This window comes from Ramlibacter sp. (genome assembly GCF_035627355.1).
Classification (GTDB): domain Bacteria; phylum Pseudomonadota; class Gammaproteobacteria; order Burkholderiales; family Burkholderiaceae_C; genus Ramlibacter.
This window is the reverse complement of the sequence record NZ_DASPLW010000015.1, coordinates 1-18,630: the sequence shown is the minus strand read 5'-3', so window position 1 is coordinate 18,630 and position 18,630 is coordinate 1. Positions and strand designations below refer to the sequence as shown.

General features: G+C 69.6%; 14 protein-coding genes. 1 reads left to right on the top strand and 13 read right to left on the bottom strand.

Annotated elements, in window-relative coordinates; genetic code table 11:
- Positions 1–31: 31 nt before the first annotated feature.
- The 13 genes from tssG to tssH all read right to left on the bottom strand — a co-directional run bounded on the left by tssG (position 32) and on the right by tssH (position 17,892).
- Positions 32–1,231: a type VI secretion system baseplate subunit TssG gene (gene tssG, locus VEC03_RS05455; protein WP_324913327.1), complete on the bottom strand. Its 1,200-nt coding sequence runs from the start codon at positions 1,229–1,231 to the stop codon at positions 32–34.
- Positions 1,195–3,054 carry a type VI secretion system baseplate subunit TssF gene (tssF, locus tag VEC03_RS05450; RefSeq protein ID WP_324913325.1) on the bottom strand — a complete coding sequence of 620 codons (1,860 nt, stop codon included), beginning with the start codon at positions 3,052–3,054 and terminating at the stop codon, positions 1,195–1,197. The genes tssG and tssF overlap by 37 nt, the downstream gene beginning before the upstream one ends.
- A gap of 12 nt (positions 3,055–3,066) precedes the next feature.
- Positions 3,067–3,540 carry a type VI secretion system baseplate subunit TssE gene (locus VEC03_RS05445; RefSeq protein ID WP_324913323.1) on the bottom strand — a complete coding sequence of 158 codons (474 nt, stop codon included), beginning with the start codon at positions 3,538–3,540 and terminating at the stop codon, positions 3,067–3,069.
- Between the two features lie 7 nt (positions 3,541–3,547).
- Positions 3,548–4,321, bottom strand: a complete 774-nt coding sequence (locus VEC03_RS05440) for a type VI secretion system accessory protein TagJ (RefSeq protein ID WP_324913321.1) — start codon at positions 4,319–4,321, stop codon at positions 3,548–3,550.
- A gap of 64 nt (positions 4,322–4,385) precedes the next feature.
- Entirely contained in the window at positions 4,386–4,877 is a 492-nt protein-coding gene (locus VEC03_RS05435) for a type VI secretion system tube protein Hcp (RefSeq protein ID WP_324913319.1), read from the bottom strand.
- 44 nt (positions 4,878–4,921) lie between these two features.
- Positions 4,922–6,424 (bottom strand): type VI secretion system contractile sheath large subunit, encoded by a 1,503-nt coding sequence (tssC, locus tag VEC03_RS05430; RefSeq protein ID WP_324913317.1) that lies wholly within the window; start codon positions 6,422–6,424, stop codon positions 4,922–4,924.
- A gap of 49 nt (positions 6,425–6,473) precedes the next feature.
- On the bottom strand, positions 6,474–6,986 hold the full coding sequence (tssB, locus tag VEC03_RS05425; protein ID WP_324913315.1) for a type VI secretion system contractile sheath small subunit: 513 nt from the start codon (positions 6,984–6,986) through the stop codon (positions 6,474–6,476).
- Positions 6,987–7,003: 17 nt separating this feature from the next.
- Positions 7,004–8,182 carry an ImpA family type VI secretion system protein gene (locus VEC03_RS05420; RefSeq protein ID WP_324913313.1) on the bottom strand — a complete coding sequence of 393 codons (1,179 nt, stop codon included), beginning with the start codon at positions 8,180–8,182 and terminating at the stop codon, positions 7,004–7,006.
- Between the two features lie 97 nt (positions 8,183–8,279).
- Entirely contained in the window at positions 8,280–9,029 is a 750-nt protein-coding gene (gene tagF, locus VEC03_RS05415) for a type VI secretion system-associated protein TagF (RefSeq protein ID WP_324913311.1), read from the bottom strand.
- A gap of 15 nt (positions 9,030–9,044) precedes the next feature.
- A complete protein-coding gene (gene tssM, locus VEC03_RS05410; protein ID WP_324913309.1) occupies positions 9,045–12,596 on the bottom strand; it encodes a type VI secretion system membrane subunit TssM in 3,552 nt (1,183 codons plus the stop codon).
- Between the two features lie 14 nt (positions 12,597–12,610).
- On the bottom strand, positions 12,611–13,882 hold the full coding sequence (tssL, locus tag VEC03_RS05405; RefSeq protein ID WP_324913307.1) for a type VI secretion system protein TssL, long form: 1,272 nt from the start codon (positions 13,880–13,882) through the stop codon (positions 12,611–12,613).
- A 25-nt stretch (positions 13,883–13,907) separates the two neighbouring features.
- Positions 13,908–15,236, bottom strand: coding sequence for a type VI secretion system baseplate subunit TssK (tssK, locus tag VEC03_RS05400; protein ID WP_324913303.1), 1,329 nt, complete (start codon positions 15,234–15,236; stop codon positions 13,908–13,910).
- 28 nt (positions 15,237–15,264) lie between these two features.
- Positions 15,265–17,892, bottom strand: coding sequence for a type VI secretion system ATPase TssH (gene tssH, locus VEC03_RS05395; RefSeq protein WP_324913301.1), 2,628 nt, complete (start codon positions 17,890–17,892; stop codon positions 15,265–15,267).
- A gap of 163 nt (positions 17,893–18,055) precedes the next feature.
- On the opposite strand from tssH, the gene VEC03_RS05390 reads away from it, so the two are divergent.
- A partial coding sequence (locus VEC03_RS05390; RefSeq protein WP_324913299.1) for an FHA domain-containing protein occupies positions 18,056–18,630 on the top strand: 575 nt, incomplete at its 3' end.

Sequence of the window (18,630 nt, the reverse complement as noted above, 5' to 3'; positions counted from 1 at the left end):
GGGGCAGCGGCCATCAAGGCGGATCGCGATCTCATGCCGGCAGCCCCTGGGGCGCGCGGGCGCTGAAATCCGGCGCCATCGGCAGGTTCAGGTCGGCGGCATCGGTGGCGTCATAGCGCACCCCTAGCCAGGACGACCACCCGAGCAGCAGCCCCTTGTTGCCCAGCCAGCTGTACGGCACCTCGCCTCGCTGCAAGATGGGCACCAGGTCCCATTCGAACTCGGGCCCGGCGTACAGCGCCACCAGGTCGCCCAGTTCGGCATAGGCGCTGCCATGCGGCAGGAAGTCGCGGTAGCGGGCCAGGTCCATCGGACCGATGCAGATGCGGAACTTGGTGGCGCAATCCCACACGCGGTCCCCTGCCACGGCGTCCTCCCCCAGCCGCGTGAACTGCACGCCCAGCCCGGTGCGCTGGCCATCCGGGATGTCCAGCCAGCGGGGCACGAACTCCTCGACCCGCACCGGCAGTTCGAAGTAGTCGCTGAGCATGGCCTCCAGGGGCTGGGGACTGCGCACGCGCCGCGACAGCACCGCCGCGAAGGCACTCTTGAAGGCGGGGTTCACGCTGTCGCGCGCATGGGTGTCCGCCAGCGCCACGCCGGCCAGGGCCCGCAAACGGTCGGACAGCGGATGCGGCTGCTGCGGGCGATCGGCGCCCACCACCGCCACGCTGTCGCTCCAGGCCCGGTACAGGAAGGCGACCTGGCGCCGCTGGATCACGTTGAGCCAGGCGACGAAGCTGCCGTCACGCTCGGCGCGGTAGGCGGAATGCGCCAGGTCGTGCGCGAACTCCGTCCAGGTGTACGGCAGCGGGCCGTTGGGGCCGGTGAGGCCCATCGCGGTCTGGGTGACCGTGGGGCGCTTGGACGTCGCTGCGCCGCGCGGCTCCTCGACCTGGGTCACCTCGGTGCGTGCGAACTCCAGCAGCAGTTGCTGGTCGATGCGGACCGCGTCCTCCTCCGCCAGGTGCGAATACCCCAGGCGCAGCTGGCCGGGCTGCGCACCCTCCAGCAGCCGGATGGCGGCGAACAGATGGATGGTGCGCTCCTGCGGGTCGAGAACCGCCAGCGCTTCCTGCAGCGTCCACGGCTGGGCACTGCCGGCCGGCGCTTGCAGGCGCTGCTCCATGGCCGCGCGCAGTGCCTGCAGCACCGCCTCGCCCGCGGGACCTTCCTGCACGGCGCGCAGCTCGTTCAGAAGGTGGGGCGGCGTCCGAATCTCGAGGGCCATCGCAAGGTCTCCGCCCGGTCGGTGAGTTCGACCTGGGTTTCGACGAAGGAGTTGATGGAAACGTGGGCGGCCAGGTGGTGCTCCAGCACCGATGCAAGCAGGAAGGGCGAGCCGCCGTCGAAGGCGCGGTCGCTCATGCCCAATCGCACCACCACCCCACGGCCGAAGGCCAACGGCCCGCCGCCCGGCACCCGGCGCGTGACCTGCTCGGCGCCGACGGAGGTCAGGCCTTCGGCCTGGCGCAGCAGGAAGTGTCCCGGCACCGTCGCATAGAGGCCCAGCACCGCCTTGAGCACTTCCGCGCCTTCCGCCTTGCCGGAGTCGAACAGCGACAGGTAGTTGGCGAACAGGTGGCTCAAGGCGATCCACGGATCGAAGCCGTCCACCGGCGACGCCAGCGGCACCGAGGGACCGGCGAGGCATTCGATCTGACGCACCGGCAGCGTGTCCAGGAAGTCGTAGCGCGCATCGGCCCGCTGCGCCTTCAGGAACAGCGGCATGTCGCGGTTGGAGCACAGCGCCCGCACCGACAGGTACTGCAGGTCGCGGCCATACGGCGCCGTGGCCGGCTCGCTGAGCGAGATGAACAGCTCGGAGCCGGCGTAGCTCACCGCCCGCCCGGCCAGCTCGGTTTGCGTGAGGCGCCGCTTCTCCCGCCGCAGCACGTAGTAGCTTTCCGAGGCCATGCGGCCGGAGGACACGGCGGCGAACACCGGCGAGAAGCGCCGCTCCCCGCCGCCCCCGCCGCCGAGCACGCCCGTCACCTGGATCACCTCGTGGTCGCGCGGACGCATCGCGTCGCCGCGCAGGTGGAATTCGGTGAGGCCGGGATTGATGTCGACCCGGTCGAGCTGGCGCTCGCGCAGGTTGATGGCGGGCACGCAGAACAGCGCCAGCGAGTTGGCCTTCACGGCGCTCTCGAGGCGGTTGAAGACGCCGGAGAAATGGAAGTGCAGGTACAGCTTGCGCGAGCGGACAGCCTTCAGCACCGGCTGAAGCCCGGTCAGTTCCACGAACCGGAACTTGTCCGGCAGCGCTGCGTACTCCTTGAGCACCCGGTAACCCGCATGGCCCCGGACCGGCACCGGCAGCATGGCCTCGTCGTCGCCGAATCCGATATGCACCAGCTGGCGGCCGGGGAGCCAGTGGGCCGACCGCGGTGACGCTTCGGCCGAGACGCCGATGGAGAGGCAGCGTCCACCCAGCAGCTCCATCAACTGGCTGCCGAACACGTCGGCGCTGGTCACGTACAGCGGAAGGCGATCCAGCGGCAGGTCGCAGAACTGCCCTTCCGCCGCCAGCTCCAGTTCCAGCCGAAGGCTGGACAGCGGGCGCTGGCCGATCGACGGCAGCGTCGCGTCTTCCGGCCGCGCCGCGATGTACTGCGCCGAGCGCAGCTCGATCGGCAGCAGCTGCAGGTCGCGCGTGGTCTGGAAGTCGCAGCGCACCTCCGAGTTGCCCGGGATGGTGCCGCGCAGGGGCGTTCCGCGCGGGATCGCCACGCCCTGCATCAGCTCGCCGCTGGCGACGTCGGGCTGCACGCGCAGCACGCAGGCCGAGGGCGTGGGATCCAGCCAGCCCGGGAACAGCACGTCCAGCAGCTGCTGGGTGAACAGCGGGTACTGCGCATTGAGCTTCAGGCGCACCCGCGCCGCCAGGTAGGCCACGCCTTCCAGCAGGCGCTCGACGTAGGGGTCCTCGACCCGCTTGTCGTCCAGCGCGAGGGCCGCCGCCCGGTCGGGGAACTCGCGCGCGAATTCCGCCGCCTCGCTGCGCAGGTGCAGCAGCTCCTCGTTGTAGAGGTCGATGATGCGCGGATCCATGGACTGCGGGGCCTAGCTGCCGACGCGCGCTTCGCCGGTGTCGGTGTCGATTTCGGCCTGCGCGATGAATTCGATCGGCATCGGGTCGGCCCGCAGCTGGCCGACCACCGTGAACCGCATCTTGTTGAAGCGCATGTGCCCGTCGCTGTCGGTGACGTGCACCTCCAGGCTGTGGCGGTGGATGCGGGGCTCGAACGCGAGGATGCGCTGGCGGATGCTCCACGCCACCTCGCTGGGCGTCAGGCTGGACTGGGCGCGGCCCGAGTACGGCTCGATGCCGAAGCACAGGGCCGAGTCCATCACCGCGTCGGGGATGTCGCGCCGGCTGCCCAGGCGCGCCGGCGCCTCCGTGTTGAGCAGCCATTCCAGGTTGCGCATCACGTCGCGCCGGACGTCCTGCCAGGTGTTGAGCGCGCCCCGTACGCCGGTGCGCGAGCCCCCGGCGCTCGACCACCGCTCCAGCAGGCAGGGCAGGAAGACGTTCATCGTGAGCTCAGGCCTGTGCCGGCTGTTGGCGCAGTGTGAGCTCGCGGATGTCGAGGTAGCCGATCGAATCGGACTCGGTCACCACGCACTTCTGGCCGTATCCGATGAACAGGTCCGGGCCGATCTCCTCCCAATCGATGCGGCGCGCGAGGGTCTCCGCGTCGTCGCGCGGACCCGGGTAGCGCACGGGAATGAAGGCCTCGATAGCCCCCTCCTCCGTCAGCTGGATCATGGCGGGCTGCCACAGGCGGTCGCGGATCTCGGTGGGCGGGCGGGTTTCCAGCTTGTGGACGCGGTCCCAGGGCACCCAGTAGTAGCGGCCCTGGACGATCAGCTCCAGGCACTGGCCCAGGCGCGCATCGCCATCCCGCACCCATTCGAACGGAGCACCGTTCACCGTTCCCGGACACGGCTCTCCGCTGTTCCAGGCTTCCTCCAGCAGCGGCAGGGCGGCGTCCTTGCGGCCTTCGCCCAGGCACTTGAGCGCGGCCACCTGCTGGGCGAACCACTCGGGCGGCGAACCGAGGCAGGCCGGCGGTTCCTCGCCGGCGAAGACCTTCTGCCGCTTCAGCTCGGCGTCGAGCAGGCCCTGGCAGGCTTGCGCCTCGATCGTCCAGGTGCCGTCCAGGGTGGGGATGATGTCGAGCTGGTGGCGCGCACGGGCGTACTCGCCGCGCGCGGCGAAGATCTGCCACAAGGCGCTGCGGGCGGCGAGGTCGTCCGGCGCGCTCTTGGCGCGCGCCTTCGCTTCCTCGAAGAACTGGTCCAAGGTCTGGGACATGGTGGGTCCGGCACGACCGGGCCCCGGGGCTCTCGCGCCGGGGCCCGGTTGCGCCGAGGTGCCGTCAGGCCGTCTTGGCGTTCTTCTGGATCGAGAAGCCGGCGATCACCGGGCCGCCCTTCTTGGCGCCCTTGTTGTCCTGCTCCTGGTACTCGATCTTGTACTCGGCGAAGGCCAGGCTCACGGTCTCCGTCGGGGTGTCGCCGTCGTTGGTGCCCGAGGGCGCCACGCCGGAGACGATGACGTCGGTCAGCGTGATCTTCAGGAAGTCCACCGAGCTCTCGCCGCCGGCCTTGCGGCAGGTCAGGATGGCTTCCTTCAGGTGGGCGCCGGTGCAGCAGGCGATCATCAGCTTGGGCGTGGCCTTGTCCACGGCGTGCACGAAGGTCATGTCGCCCATGTTCACCTTGCCCGCGCCGCCGCCGCTGGATCGGCTGAACGACGTGGTCTGCTGCATGTTCCAGGAGAAGCTCTCCAGCTGGATCTGGCCCTCGAAGCCCTTGATCTCGGAGTTGCCGGGGATCGAATCGATCTTGATGTGGATGTCGACTGCCATGTTCTCGCTCCTTGTGCTTTTTTCGGTTCAGTGGGTTGGGAAGGTCAGTTGGCGCGCTGCGAGGGCAGCTCGGACACCAGGCGCAGGGACGCGTTCAGCCCCTCGAGCTGGTAGTGCGGGCGCAGGAAGAACTGCGCGCCGTAGTAGCCGGGCTTGGACTTGTTCTCGGTGACCACGACTTCGGCGGCCGCGAGCGGGTGGGTGGCCTTGACCACTTCGCTGGAGCCTTCGGGGTCGCCGTCGACGTAGTTCAGGATCCAGTTCTGCAGGTGGCGCTGCACCGCGGTGGCGGTGTTCCAGTCGCTGCGGCCGACCTTGTCGCGCACGATGCACTTGAGGTAGTGGGCGAAGCGGCTGGTGCCGAAGATGTACGGCAGGCAGGCGCCGAGCGCGGCATTGGCGCTGGCCGCCGGGTCGTCGTACTCGGCCGGCTGGTGCACCGACTGCGCGCCGATGAAGGCGGCGAAGTCGCTGTGCTTGCGGTGCACCAGCGGCATCAGGCCGGCCTTGGCCAGCTCGCCTTCGCGGCGGTCGCTGATGGCGATCTCGGTCGGGCACTTGGTGTCGACCCCGCCGTCGTCGGTGCTGAAGGTGTGGGTCGGCAGGCCCTCGACGGCACCGCCCGACTCCACCCCGCGGATCGAGGTGCACCAGCCGTACAGCTTGAACGAGCGGCCGATGTTGGTGGCCATGGCGTAGGCGGAGTTGGCCCAGGTGTACTGGTCATGCGCGCCGCCGACCACCGTCTCCTCGTAGGCCAGGCCGTCGCAGGGGTTGGTCTTCTCGCCGTAAGGGAGGCGCGCCAGGAAGCGCGGCATCGCCAGCCCCACGTAGCGCGAGTCGTCCGACGCGCGGAAGCTGCGCCAGGCGGCGTACTCGGGCGTCTGGAAGATCTTGGTCAGGTCGCGCGGGTTGCTCAGCTCCTGCCAGGACTCCATCTGGAACAGCGAGGGCTTGGGCGAGGAGATGAAGGGCGCGTGCGCGGCCGCGGCGATCTGCGCCATGCCCTTCATGATCTCCAGGTCGGGCGGGCTGTGGTCGAACTGGTAGTCGCCCACCAGCGCGCCGAACGGCACACCGCCAAGCTGGCCGAACTCGGCCTCGTAGATCTGCTTGAACAGCGGCGACTGGTCCCAGGCGGTGCCCTTGAACTTGCTGAAGGTCTTGCCCAGGTCCTTCTTGCTGATGTTCAGCACCTTGATCTTGAGCGTCTCGTCCGTCTCGGTGTTGTTCACCAGGTAGTGCAGGCCGCGCCAGGCGCCTTCGAGCTGCTGGAAGTCCGGGTGGTGCAGGATCCGGTCGAGCTGGGCGCCGAGCTTCTTGTCGATGGCCTGGATCAGCGCCTCGATCGACTGCACGACATCGTCCTTGAGCAGCCGCGTGTCGGCCAGGGCCTGCTCGGCCAGCGTGCGCACGGCGCTCTCGACCGCCTCCTTGGCACCGTCGGTGCGCGGCTTGAATTCCTTCTTCAGCAGGCTCGCCAGGTCGCCGAGTTCCTCGACCTGGACCTGCGCCAATGCGCTCTGCTCGTTCTGCGTGGTCGCCATGTGATACCCCGATTCTTCGAATGCTGGTGTTGGGTGTGGAAGGTGGTGATCAACCGGCTGCCGCGTCGCCCTTGGGCAGCTCGGAGATGCTCTTGAGCAGGGCCGGGTCCTGCAGCACCTTGGCCAGCAGTTCCTCGGCGCCGGACTTGCCGTCCATGTAGGTGAGCAGCGAGGCGAGCTGGTTGCGCGCCTCCATCATCTTCTTGAGCGAGTCCACCTTGGCCGCGACCTTCGCGGGCGAGAAGTCCTCCATGCTCTCGAACTCGATCTCGACGGGCATCTTGCCTTCGCCGGTCAGCGCGTTGTCGACCTGGAACGACAGCTTGGGCTTGATGGCAGCCATGCGGCTGTCGAAGTTGTCGACGTCGATCTCGAGGAACTTGCGATCGCCGACCGCCTTCTTCGCCTCCTCCGACTCGCTCTTGCCGGCCAGGTCGGCCATCACGCCCATGACGAAGGGCAGGTTCACCTTCTTCTGGGCGCCGAAGGTCTCGACGTCGTACTCGATCTGGACACGGGGGGCCCGGTTGCGGGCGATGAACTTCTGGCTGCTCGTGCTCATGGAGGCTCCTTGGGAATTCAGAAGGTTTCGGAGGCGCTGTCGCGGTGGCCCGTGATGCGCTCCAGCTCGGAAATGGAATCGGGCGCCATGTCGCGCAGGATCTCGAAGAAGTCGCGCGCGCCCAGCAGCCGCTCGGCCCGCTTCAGGAAGAAGGGCGCGGGGTGGCTGGGCTCGGTCGCCTCGATGAAGCGCGAGACCTCCAGGATCAGGCGGCGGGCATCCTCGCGGCTGCGCAGTCCGTTGACCGACAGCGCCGTGCCCGCGCTCGCACCCATCGGGCCGGCGGCCGGGGCATCGGCCGCCGCGAAGCCGTCCGCGTCCGGCTGCAGGGCCGCGGACAGCTGCGAGCGGATGCGCTCCAGCAGCTGGAACACGCGGTCGCCCAGGATGGCGCCGGCGTCGAACCGGCCCATCACGCTGCGGGCGGCGTCCAGGCATTCGTCGACGACGGCAATGCGGTCGCGCAGCAGGTCGTCGCCGCTGTCGAACGAGAGGGTCGGGGCCTGGGCCTGCGCGATGGCGGCGATCTGCTGCGGCGAACGCGGGCCGCCCGCCTGGTCGTCCTCCAGGCGCCCGTCGATCACCTCGGCGTCGCGGCCGGTGTAGCGGCCCACGGCAGGCGACTCCAGCACGACGCATTCGCGCATCGCCTGCAGGAAGGCTTCGCCGTTGAGCATCTCGGTGACCACCATCTCGCGCGCCGAGACGTCGGTGGGATCGTCCTCGTCGGGGCGCGGATGGAGCGCGTCGCCGAAACGCAGCATCAGTTCCTCGGCCAGCCGGAAGGCATCGGAATAGCCGGCCAGGCCGTTCTGGCCGGTCCAGGCCAGTGCCAGGTGCTGGACGATGCGCAGGTCCTTGCTGGAGTCCTCCAGCATCTTGCGCGCGCGCGTGGCCATGTCGTTGCGCGCGCCTTCGGGCGATGGGCTGCGGCCGGTCAGCTCCTTGACGCTGGCCTCGGCGCGCTCGAGGGTGCGGCGTGCATCCTCGGCATTGGCTTCGGCAGTGCGGCGGTCCGATTCGGCGTTCTCGCCGACGTAGTCGATCTTCGCCAGCCGATCCAGTTCGGATTGCTGCAGCCGCGCGCCGATGTACTCGGCCAGCGCGACCAGTTCCTGGAAGGCGGTGGTGTAGACGCCCTCGACTCCGGTCGGCTCCTCGTCGGATACGGGCAGAAGGAGTTGCTCGGGAATCATTCGCGTCGCGTGCTTTCGCTTTGGAAGGCGGCGCCGCGGAAGGGAACTGCGGCAGTTGTTAGAACGTGTTTCACTATGAAATGAGCTGCAAGAATTGTCAAGAGGATTGACCGCCGGCAACCGGCTCGGCGGCTTCGTAGCCGTCCCACTGCCACTGCGTCCAGCGGCCGTCGAACAGCGCCGCGTAGTGCTGGGCCGGTTCCACGCCACGGCTGGCGAAGTAGCACTCGGCCGATCCGTCCGGCGCCACCCGCGTCCCCAGCAGCTGCACGATCCAGGGCAGGCGGCTGCACAGCGCCCGGTTGCCCAGGGGCATGCCCGCCTCCGGCCCGGCGAGCGCGAACAGGCGGCTCTCGCTGGAGACGGCCGGCACTGTCTCGTCCCCCATGTCGCTGAACGGAATGCGCTCCACCGCGGCCGCGTCCCACTCGGCGGCCGGCGGCAGGGCGGCGACCACTTCATCGGGCCCGGCCTGCGCCTGCAGCGCCTTGACCACGGACGTGCACAGCAGGCGCGTGAGCGCCGGCGAGGGCCACAGCAGCGGCACCTGGGACTGGTCCGGCGCGGTCTCGCGCCCCACGCACAGCGGGAACACGCGACCGACCCGGTCGCGCGAAGGAATCCACACCCCCGTGAACCCGGTGCCACAGAGGGCACCCGGACGGATGGACACCATGAGCGGCGCGGCCTGCTCCATCACCTGGCGCGCATCCGCGCCGTCGCGGGTGGCCGCCACCAGGGCGCCCTGGAGCAGCTGGTCGAGGCGCTCGCAGAGCGCCGGCGACAGGCCGCGGCTGACGAAATCCCCGACGGTCGGCAGCTTGCCGAACAGCCCGACGTTGGCCATGTTCTCGTGTTTCCCTTATTCGCGCGGGCAGCTGAAGGCCTCGAGCTCCCGCAGCCGGAATGGATTGAAGGCGGCGCTGCCGGTGCGCAATTCCAGCAGCGCGCGCGAGGCGCCGGCGGCGTAGGACACGCGCAGCCGGTCGCCGGTGCTGGCGGGGTCGACCGTGCCTTTGTCGACCAGGCGGAACAGCGCCCACGCGCCCTCGGCCGCCGCGGCCTGCTGGCCGTTCACGGTCAGTCGCGCGCCCGGCTTGGCGGGCCACGCCAGCCGGGCACTGCCCGACCCGACCCGCAGCTTCTGCACGGCGCCGTCGTACTCGATCGCCACTTCGCCGTCGCCCGACAGCAGGCTGACGTCGACCGTGACGGCCGGCGCCGCACCGCCGTTCAGGAAGGCGGTACGGATGGCGTCCGCGTTCTGGAACTGCCGCAGCGTGGCGGCGGACACGGGCGGTGCGCCCTCCCCCGAGCCCTTCAGGCGCCAGACGCCGCCCGACTTGTCGACGTAGCTGGCCAGGTTGGCATTGAAGAAGGCGTCGAGGTCGCCACCCGCCTTGAAGACGTTGACGAAGTCCTGCACGCCGGTGTCCTGGGTGGACGCGCGCACGAACGGATAGCGGCCGGGAATGGCACGCTGGCACATCGCCGACGCGCCGCCGACGCCGGCCTTGACCTCGCGCCGCACGCCCCCGGACGCCTCCTGCCCCGCATAGTCGACCAGCGACTTGATGGCGCCGGCCACCGGCACGCCGAAGCGGTCGGCCTGGGCCTTGGCCTTGCCGAGCGCCGGCGGCATCTCCTTGAGGCCCTGGCCGGAGCCCAGCCGCTGCTGCAGCGCCACCAGCTCGTTGAAGATGTCGTTGATCAGGGCGATGGCGGCGTCGATCTCGGCCGGCCCCTTGCCGTCGCCGGCCAGCCGCCGCACAGAGGCGAACTGCTCCTCCAAAGCCAGTTCCTGCGCGCGGATCGGGTCCTGCTGGGCGCCGGGGATGGCAGCGGCGAACACGGCCGCGGAGCCGCTGCCGAAGATGCCGCTGGTCTCGCGCGCGGCGGTGTCGCGGATGCGGGCCTTGGCCGCTTCGGTCGCCGCCGAGGCGGTGGCGGTGGCCGCGTCCTGGCTGGTGAGCCGCGTCTGCTCGGCCACCAGGGCCACCAGCCGCTTGAGCGGCGAATCGCTCTGGCCCAGGACCTGGGACACCGACATGGCGGTGCGGATGCCGTCGATGCGGCGCACCTGCACGTCGCGCAGCACGCCCTCCCAGGTCGCCCGGTAGTCGGCCAGGAACCGTTGCAGCACGGCGCTTTCCAGCTCCGACGAACTGGCGCGCCCCAGGCCCGAAGCGCGCGGTCCCATGACCCACGCCTCCTCCGCCGACAGCTGGGCGACCAGGTCCTTGATGCGCGGCCGCACCGCCTTGAGGTAGCCCTCGCGGGTGAAGATGTAGTCGATCGGCTCGGCCAGCGAGACACCGGAAGCGCGCTGCAGCACGCCGACGCCGGCCGGGCCTACCACTTCGCTCAGCCGGATGCCGGGCCCGCCGCCGCCGGACAGCCGCATCAGGCTGTAGGCGCGGTCGATCATCGAACCGGCGGCGACGCGGTCGCGGGCGGCGGCCACCACCGCCTCATCGAGCGGGTGGAAGCGCGCCACCTGCAGGTCGCGCGAGCGCACCAGTTCCTCCAGGTGCTCGCGCGCGACGGCCACCATCTCGCGGTCGATGCCCGCCGCGTGCCACAGTTCGACGATGGTGGCGACGAAGAAGGGCTGATGCAGCCGCTTCATGTCGTACATCATCAGGTAGGCCTTGAGCGCCGCGTACACCGCTTCCGGCTTGACGCGCGGCGACCCCATGATGGTTTCGAGCTGCAGCGCGATGCGGGGCAGCAGCCCCTGCTGCAGCGCATGGCGGTAGCGCTCGTCGACCTGCTCCTTGACCGAGTCGCCCTGGTACAGGCCCCACTCCATGCGCAGCGGCGGATCCTCCACCGGATCGTGCACGGCGAGTGGCACCGCCTTCACGGTGCCGAGCGCAGAAACGAGCACCGGCAGGTCGGACGGCGACGGCGGGCCGACCTGGTCGAGCGCGGCCTTGGCCTTGCGGGCTGCGCCGGCGGCATCGGCCAGTGCGGCCTTGTTGCCGAAGTAGCTGACGGTCCACGCGGCCACCAGCCCGGTGGCCAGCAGCGCCGTGCCCACCACCATGGCCCAGTTCAGGCGCCGCAGCCGTGTCTCGCGCTGCTCGCTGTGGCCGGCCAGTCCCGCCTCGGGGAAGATCACCTCGGACATCAGCCGGGTCAGGAAGAAGCTCTTGGCCGCGCCTCCCAGCACGCCCGCGCCGCCCGCGCGGCTGGCCGAGGCCGACGAAGCGGAGAAATTCAGGCTGCTGGCCAGCGAGCCGAGCAGGCGGTCGATCGGCGCGCCCTGCTGCGTGCCGCTGGTGAAATAGACGCCGCGCACCATCGCGCGGTCGGTGAACGTCGAGTCGCCGAAGGCGGCGGAGAGGAACTCCGACACCAGCGGCCCGATGGCGGCGAACTGCTGCGGGAACGGGTACAGCGCGATGCGGCGCTCCGGATCGCGCTCGTCCTGCAGGCGGGCCAGCAGCAGGTCGTTCAGCCGGGCCAGCAGCGCCGGGAATTCGCGATCGAAGCCCTCGCGGGCGTTCTCGGCCAGCCGGGCCTTGATGTCCAGGTCGAAGGTGATCCCCCAGACCTGGGCGCGCTGCTCGGCGTCGAAGGTGGAGAAGAACTCGCTGAAGCCGGCCACCAGGTCGCACTTGGTGACGAGCACGTAGACCGGGAATTGCAGGCCCAGTTCGCGCTGCAGTTCGTCCACCCGCGCGCGCACCACCTGGGCATAGCGTTGCCGCTCCTGCGGCGAGAAGCCGAGCAGGTCGCTCACGCTGAGGGTGACCATGATCCCGCTGATCGGCTGGCGCGGCCGGTGCCGCTTCAGCAACTGCAGGAAGGTGGTCCAGGCCGAGCGGTCGACCTTCTCGTTGCTGTCGTGGGTGGTGTAGCGGCCGGCGGTGTCAATCAGCACCGCGCGGTCGGTGAACCACCAATCGCAGTTGCGTGTGCCGCCGATGCCGCCCACCGCGCTGCCCGCGCTGCCCGGCGCGGCCAGCGGGAAACGCAGCCCGCAGTTGACCAGCGCCGTCGTCTTGCCGGAACCGGGGGCGCCGATGAACATGTACCAGGGCAGCTGGTACAGCATCCGGCTGCCCGAGCCGCCGCCCAGCTTGGCCGACTTGAGCACCTCCAGCGCCTCGGCGAAGCGCTTGCCCAGCACCTGGGCCTCCTCGCGCGAGATCGACTCGTCCTCGCCGGGCTTGGCCAGGTCCTCGATCAACTTCTTGTTGCGCCGCCGCTCGAGCAGCACGCGGCCGGCCTCGATCAGCAGCCAGGCCAGCACGACCAGCCCGATGAGGATCCAGCGGCTGGCGGAGGTCTCGGCGATGCGCGTCTGGCCGATCGCGACCAGCGGCCCGGCGAACCAGACCAGCAGCGCCAGCACCAGGACGATGACGGCGCCGATCAGCCAGCGCTTCCAGGGCAATGCACTCACGAACCGGTTCCTCTCTACTGCAGGGTGTTCGGCACGCGCAGCGTGACTTCCACGCGGCGGTTCTGCGCCCGCCCTTCGGCGGTGTCGTTGCCGGCCACGGGTTCGGCCTCGCCCCGCCCCTCGGCGGTGATGCGCCCGGCATCCTTCAGCCGCGCGGCGATCAGCCGCATGACGTTGGCGGCGCGGTCCTTGGACAGCGCAAAGTTTGAGGCGTAGCGCAGCGTGCGCGGCGGCACGTTGTCGGTGTGGCCGGTGACGACGATCTGGCCCTCGACCTGGTCGAGCGCCGCCGCCACCTTCTCCAGCAGCTGCGCGGACTTGGCGGTGGGGACCGCGCTGCCCGACTCGAACATGCCCTCGCCCAGCAGGGTGACGGTGGATTCGAGCTGCAGGTCCCTGACCGAGACCTGGCGCGCCTCGATCTCCGGTGCCAGCAGCTGCGCCAGCCGCGGCTTGGCCGCCGGCGCCACCGCGGCCTTGACCAGCGGGGTCTTCTTCAGCGCGAGCTGGCCGATGCCCAGTTCCTCGACCTGGGCCGCGAGCGCGAAGCTGTACCAGGCATAGAAGCCCAGGCCGAGGAGCGCGCACAGTGCGGCCACGATGCCGAAGATGGCGAAGCCACGGAAGCGACGCGGCTCGATGTCCACGCCTTTCCAGTGGCCCGAGAGGGTGCGGTCGCCTTCGGCCTGGCTGCGGCGGATCAGCACGTAGAGGCGCTCGCGCAGGTCGGCCACTGCCTGCCGCCCGCTGGCGCCCTGCAGGTGGAAGCGGCCCATGAAACCCAGCGCCAGGCAGACGTAGAACAGCTCCAGCAGGGCCCGGAAGCGCTCCGGCGTCTCGGACATGCGGTCCAGGATCTGGAAGAACTTCTCGCCGCCCCAGTTCTCCTTGAAGAAATGGATCAGCAGGCTGTGCTGCGCCCAGTTGGCCGCAGTGCCCCACGGCGTCATCTGGATCGCCTCGTCGATCAGCGTGCACAGCGCGTAGCGGGCGATGTTGCGCTGGTCGTCGGCCACGCCCTGCTTGAGGGCGGCGGCGTCGAAGTCGCGCAGCATCTCGACCAGCCTGGCCCGGGTGGCCGCCACGTCCGCCGGCGGATGCGGCAGCCGCAGGGTGGGCACCATCATCAGCAGCGGGTTGGCGGCGGCGATGACCGGGTTGATCGCGGCCAGCTGGGCGATCTGGCGCGTGTCGACGGGAGCCGCCTGCGGCTGCGGCGCGGCCGCGAAGGACATGGCAGCGGCGGGGCGGAACAGGAGGGTGGCGTCGTCGTTGGATGACTGCATGGCGGGCTGGCGGAGGTGACGGCGCTCAGGTACGGATGGCCCAGCACTGCAGCTCGAGGCCGGGCAGCTCGCCGGCCACGTACAGGGCCAGCTTGCGGCTGGTCTTGACCGAGGCCCAGAACTCGCTTTGCAGGTCGAGCTGGAAGTAGCAGAAGTTGGCGTGGAACGGGATCTGCCGCGGGGCGTCGATCGGCTCGATGCGGATGCCCGGCACGTTGGTCATGACCAGGTCGCGGATCTTGTCGGGCGGGCCGATCTTGACCTGCGTCGGCAGCGTGGCGCGCAGGGTCTCGCGCGGCACCTGCGCCGCCGCCGACAGCACGAAGTAGGCCGAACCGATCAGGCGCGGGTCGGCGATGTCGGCGCCATAGAGGCCGCGCGCCACCAGCGTCAGCGGGATCTGGACCACGTTGGAGTCCATCACCGATGCCATCGTCCTGCGGATCTCCTCGACCACCGGCACGAAGCTGTCGGCCAGCGCATCGTGGTCGTAGCGGTCGAACTGCGGCGGCCGGCGCGTGGCCTGCACGAAGGTGGCGCACTCGCCGGCCAGCTTGACCAGCTCGTTGTAGGCCTGCAGCGGGTGCAGCGGCGTGGTGTGCCGCATCTGGTCCAGCAGCGGCTGGCTGCGGTTGCATGCCAGCAGCAGGATGAAGTCGGCGAACTCCGCCACGCCCTTGGTGCCGGGGGCGCCGATGCGGCCCGCGAGCGCATCGCCGCGCTGCTTGACCAGGCCGTACAGCTCCTCGATCCAGCCCCGCGCTCGCGGGTGGGCCATCAGGTCCAGCAGCGGCGGCACGTAGTCCTCGTCGAGCTCGATCACCTGCCCCTTGCGCTCACGGATGCGGGCCACCGGCATGGCGGCCAGTTCGCCGTCGAGCGTGCTGGCGAGGTTGAGCGACAGGCTCAGGACGCCGACCTTGACTTCGGCCTCCGAGTCGAACCCCAGCACCGTGTCGGACACCACCGTGTCGCGGCCGATGAAGCGGGTTCGGCGCTTGCCGTCTTCCAGCGCCGCGGTCTTCTGGCCGGGACGGCGCAGCACCCCGCACAGGTAGACCAGCTCGTCGCGCACGGTCTCGGGCACGTCCAGCGGCGCCAGCTGCGTGGCGTCCGACGGCAGGCTGAAGGCGGTGCCGTCGGGCAGCAGCCCCTCGGCCTTGGCGAGGTTGAACTTGCCTTGCAGCAGCAGGGCGTTGTCGACGGTGAGCTGGCGGAAGCCGTAGGCGAATCCGGTCAGCGCCTGCAGGCGGGCGTCGATCAGCGCTTCGAGGAAGCGCTCCTGCTGCTGGAAATGGTGGGGACGGAGGAACAGGCCTTCCGACCAGATCACCCGGGCGTTGCTGATCGACATGGATGTGGGGGGAGTGCCGTGGGGCGGGTCAGCCGACCTGGTAGCTGAAATCCTTGTCGACCACGTCCACCGCGATGCTGCGCACCGGCTGCTGGTCGATCAGGCGGCCCAGCACGATCTCCGACAGGCGCGGCAGGATGGTGTTGGTCAGGATCGCGTCGATCATGCGGCCGCCGCTCTCCACCTCGGTGCAGCGCGAGGCCACCAGTTCCACCACCGCCGGCGTGTACGACAGCTGCGCGTCATGGTTCTCGCCGAAGCGCTTGACGATGCGATCGAGCTGCAGGCGGATGATCTTGGCCAGCATGTCGTCGGACAGCGGGTAGTACGGGATGGTGACGATGCGCCCCAGCAGGGCCGGCGGGAACACCTTGAGCAGCGGCGCGCGCAGCGCCTTGGCGACCTCCTCCGGCTCCGGCGCCAGCTCGGGATCGGCGCACAGCTGCATGACGGTGTCGGTGCCCGCGTTGGAGGTCAGCAGGATCAGCGTGTTCTTGAAGTCGATGTAGCGGCCCTCGCCGTCTTCCATCCAGCCCTTGTCGAACACCTGGAAGAAGATCTCGTGCACGTCGGGGTGGGCCTTCTCCACCTCGTCGAGCAGCACCACGCTGTAAGGCTTGCGGCGCACCGCCTCGGTCAGCACGCCGCCTTCGCCGTAGCCCACGTAGCCGGGGGGCGCACCCTTGAGCGAGGAGACGGTGTGCGCCTCCTGGTACTCGCTCATGTTGATGGTGATGACGTTCTGCTCGCCGCCGTACAGCGCGTCGGCCAGGGCCAGCGCGGTCTCGGTCTTGCCGACGCCGGAGGGGCCGCACAGCATGAACACGCCGATCGGCTTGTTCGGGTTGTCCAGCTTCGCGCGCGAGGTCTGGATGCGCTTGGCGATCATCTCCAGCCCGTGGCGCTGGCCGATGACGCGCTTGTCCAGCGTATCGGCGAGCTTGAGGATGTTCTGGATCTCGTCGCCGACCATCTTGCCCACGGGGATGCCGGTCCAGTCCTGCACCACCGAGGCCACCACCATGTCGTCCACGGTGGGGATCACCAGCTGGTCGTCCTTCTGCAGCTTGCGCAGTTCGTCCTGGGCGGCGGCGAGCTCGCCCTTGCGGCCGTCGGCCTGGTCCGGCTGCTCGCGCATGGCGCGGCGGATGTCGAGGATCTTGTGCGTGAGGTCCTTCTCGGCGTCCCAGCGCATCTGCAGGTTGCCCAGCTCGTCCGACAGGCGCGCGATGTCGGCCTGGATCTCGGCCAGCCGCTTGCCGTGGTCGGTGCCGAACTGCGTCTCGCGCTGCAGGATCTCCTGCTCGGTCTGCAGCACCTCCAGCTGGCGGTTGCGCTCCTCGATCGGCGCCGGCGTCGCGTACTGGCTGACCGCCACGCGGGCGCAGGCGGTGTCCAGCAGACTGACGGCCTTGTCCGGCAGCTGGCGCGCCGGGATGTAGCGGTGCGACAGCTTGACGGCCGACTCGACGGCGCTGGCGAGGATCTCGACCTTGTGGTGGCTCTCCAGCACCGGCACCACGCCGCGCAGCATCTGGATGCCCTTGTCCTCGTCGGGCTCGCCGACCTGCACCACCTGGAAGCGGCGGGTCAGCGCCGGATCCTTCTCGAAGTACTTCTTGTACTCGGCCCAGGTAGTAGCCGCCACGGTGCGCAGCTTGCCTCGCGCCAGCGCCGGCTTGAGCAGGTTGGCGGCATCGCCAGTGCCGGCGGCGCCGCCCGCGCCGATCAGCGTATGGGCCTCGTCGATGAACAGGATGATGGGGGTGGCCGAGGACTGCACCTCGTCGATGACCTGGCGCAGGCGGTTCTCGAACTCGCCCTTCATGCTGGCGCCGGCCTGCAGCATGCCGAGGTCCAGCGAGCAGATGCGCACGCCGCGCAGCGCCGGCGGCACGTCGCCCTTGACCACCCGCAGTGCGAAGCCTTCGACCACCGAGGTCTTGCCCACGCCCGCCTCGCCGGTGAGGATGGGGTTGTTCTGCCGTCGCCGCATCAATATGTCGACGATCTGCCGGATCTCGTGGTCGCGGCCCAGCACGGGATCGATCTCGCCGGCGGCGGCCTTGGCGGTGAGGTCCTGCGAATACTTGGCCAGCGCACTGTCCTTGGCGCCGCCGGCCGCCATCGAGCCGGACGAGGCACCCAGGTCCTCGCCCGTGGCCTCGGCACCGGCGGACTCGACGCTGCCGCCGAAGATGGCGTCGAACTCGTCGACCAGCCGGTCGACCTTGACCTTCTCGAATTCGCGCGAGATGGCGAACAGGGCGTTGCGCAGCGTGCCGGTCTTGAGCGCGCCGATCAGCAGGTGCGCCGTGCGCACCCGCGGCGAGCCGAACATGACCGACGCATAGGTCCAGGCGCGCTCGACCGCTTCGTCGATGTGCGAGGACAGGTCGGAGATGGAACTGGCGCCGCGCGGCAGCTTGTCAAGGGCGGACGTGAAGTCCGCCGTCAGCCGGCCCGCGTCGAGCCCGAACTGCTTGACCACCTGCTCCAGGTCGCCGTTCTCGACCTGCTTGAGCTGGAACAGCCAGTGGACGAATTCGACGTACGGATTGCCCCTGAGCTTGCAGAAGACAGTGGCCGATTCGAGAGCTTTGAAGGTGCTGGCGTCGAGCTTTTGGAATAGCTTCGACCGGCTGATATCGCTCATGTCTTCCCCGAGGCTGTTGTTACAACTTCGCCCTTTCGAGGAGCGCGTTTCCCTCTGGAAACGGCACTTCGCAGGCTTTACATCTTGATAATATCTGACTCACAATCTTACGTAAACACCTCTTCCTTGCCACACCGGCAAGGAGACCTCCAGGGCGTAACACGTGTCCCTTCTCGTGCATTTCTCCGGACCGTCGTTCAGCCAAACCGCGGTTCTTCATCCAGGCGCGCCGGCCATCGTGGTCGGCCGTGATCCCAACGCGGGCGTCTACCTGCCGGACACCGAGCGCCTGATCTCGCGGCAGCACCTGTCCATCCAGTGGAGCGAAGGCGGTGCCCGCGTCGAGGTGCTGTCCCGCGTCAACTCGCTGATGACCGGGCGCGGCGAGATCAGCTCCGGGCAGCACGTGGTGCTGGCTGCCGGCGAAATCGCGCAGCTCGGGCATTTCTCGTTCACGGTGGCCCAGGGCGCTCCCACCGCTGCGGCGGCGCCGGCGGCCGCGCTGCCGGCGGACGATCCGTTCGCCGTCTTCGCGTCAGGCAGTTCACAGCCGAGTGGTTTCCCGACCACGGGCTTCGACGATCCGTTCTTCCAGCCGGCGCCGGCATCGTCGGCGGCGCTGATGGACACCCCGGCTGCCCTGGCAGCCATGAGCAGCGGGTCGCAGCCAGGCACCTTCAGCGGCGGTTCGTCCGGCACCAGCGGCAGCGCCTCCGGCATCAGCGATCCGCTCGCCGC

Excerpts from the sequence above, each read along its gene's own strand:
- tssG (WP_324913327.1), bottom strand. The coding sequence starts at position 1,231 with ATGGCCCTCGAGATTCGGACGCCGCCCCACCTTCTGAACGAGCTGCGC.
- tssF (WP_324913325.1), bottom strand. The coding sequence starts at position 3,054 with ATGGATCCGCGCATCATCGACCTCTACAACGAGGAGCTGCTGCACCTG.
- VEC03_RS05445 (WP_324913323.1), bottom strand. The coding sequence starts at position 3,540 with ATGAACGTCTTCCTGCCCTGCCTGCTGGAGCGGTGGTCGAGCGCCGGG.
- VEC03_RS05440 (WP_324913321.1), bottom strand. The coding sequence starts at position 4,321 with ATGTCCCAGACCTTGGACCAGTTCTTCGAGGAAGCGAAGGCGCGCGCC.
- VEC03_RS05435 (WP_324913319.1), bottom strand. The coding sequence starts at position 4,877 with ATGGCAGTCGACATCCACATCAAGATCGATTCGATCCCCGGCAACTCC.
- tssC (WP_324913317.1), bottom strand. The coding sequence starts at position 6,424 with ATGGCGACCACGCAGAACGAGCAGAGCGCATTGGCGCAGGTCCAGGTC.
- tssB (WP_324913315.1), bottom strand. The coding sequence starts at position 6,986 with ATGAGCACGAGCAGCCAGAAGTTCATCGCCCGCAACCGGGCCCCCCGT.
- VEC03_RS05420 (WP_324913313.1), bottom strand. The coding sequence starts at position 8,182 with ATGATTCCCGAGCAACTCCTTCTGCCCGTATCCGACGAGGAGCCGACC.
- tagF (WP_324913311.1), bottom strand. The coding sequence starts at position 9,029 with ATGGCCAACGTCGGGCTGTTCGGCAAGCTGCCGACCGTCGGGGATTTC.
- tssL (WP_324913307.1), bottom strand. The coding sequence starts at position 13,882 with ATGCAGTCATCCAACGACGACGCCACCCTCCTGTTCCGCCCCGCCGCT.
- tssK (WP_324913303.1), bottom strand. The coding sequence starts at position 15,236 with ATGTCGATCAGCAACGCCCGGGTGATCTGGTCGGAAGGCCTGTTCCTC.
- tssH (WP_324913301.1), bottom strand. The coding sequence starts at position 17,892 with ATGAGCGATATCAGCCGGTCGAAGCTATTCCAAAAGCTCGACGCCAGC.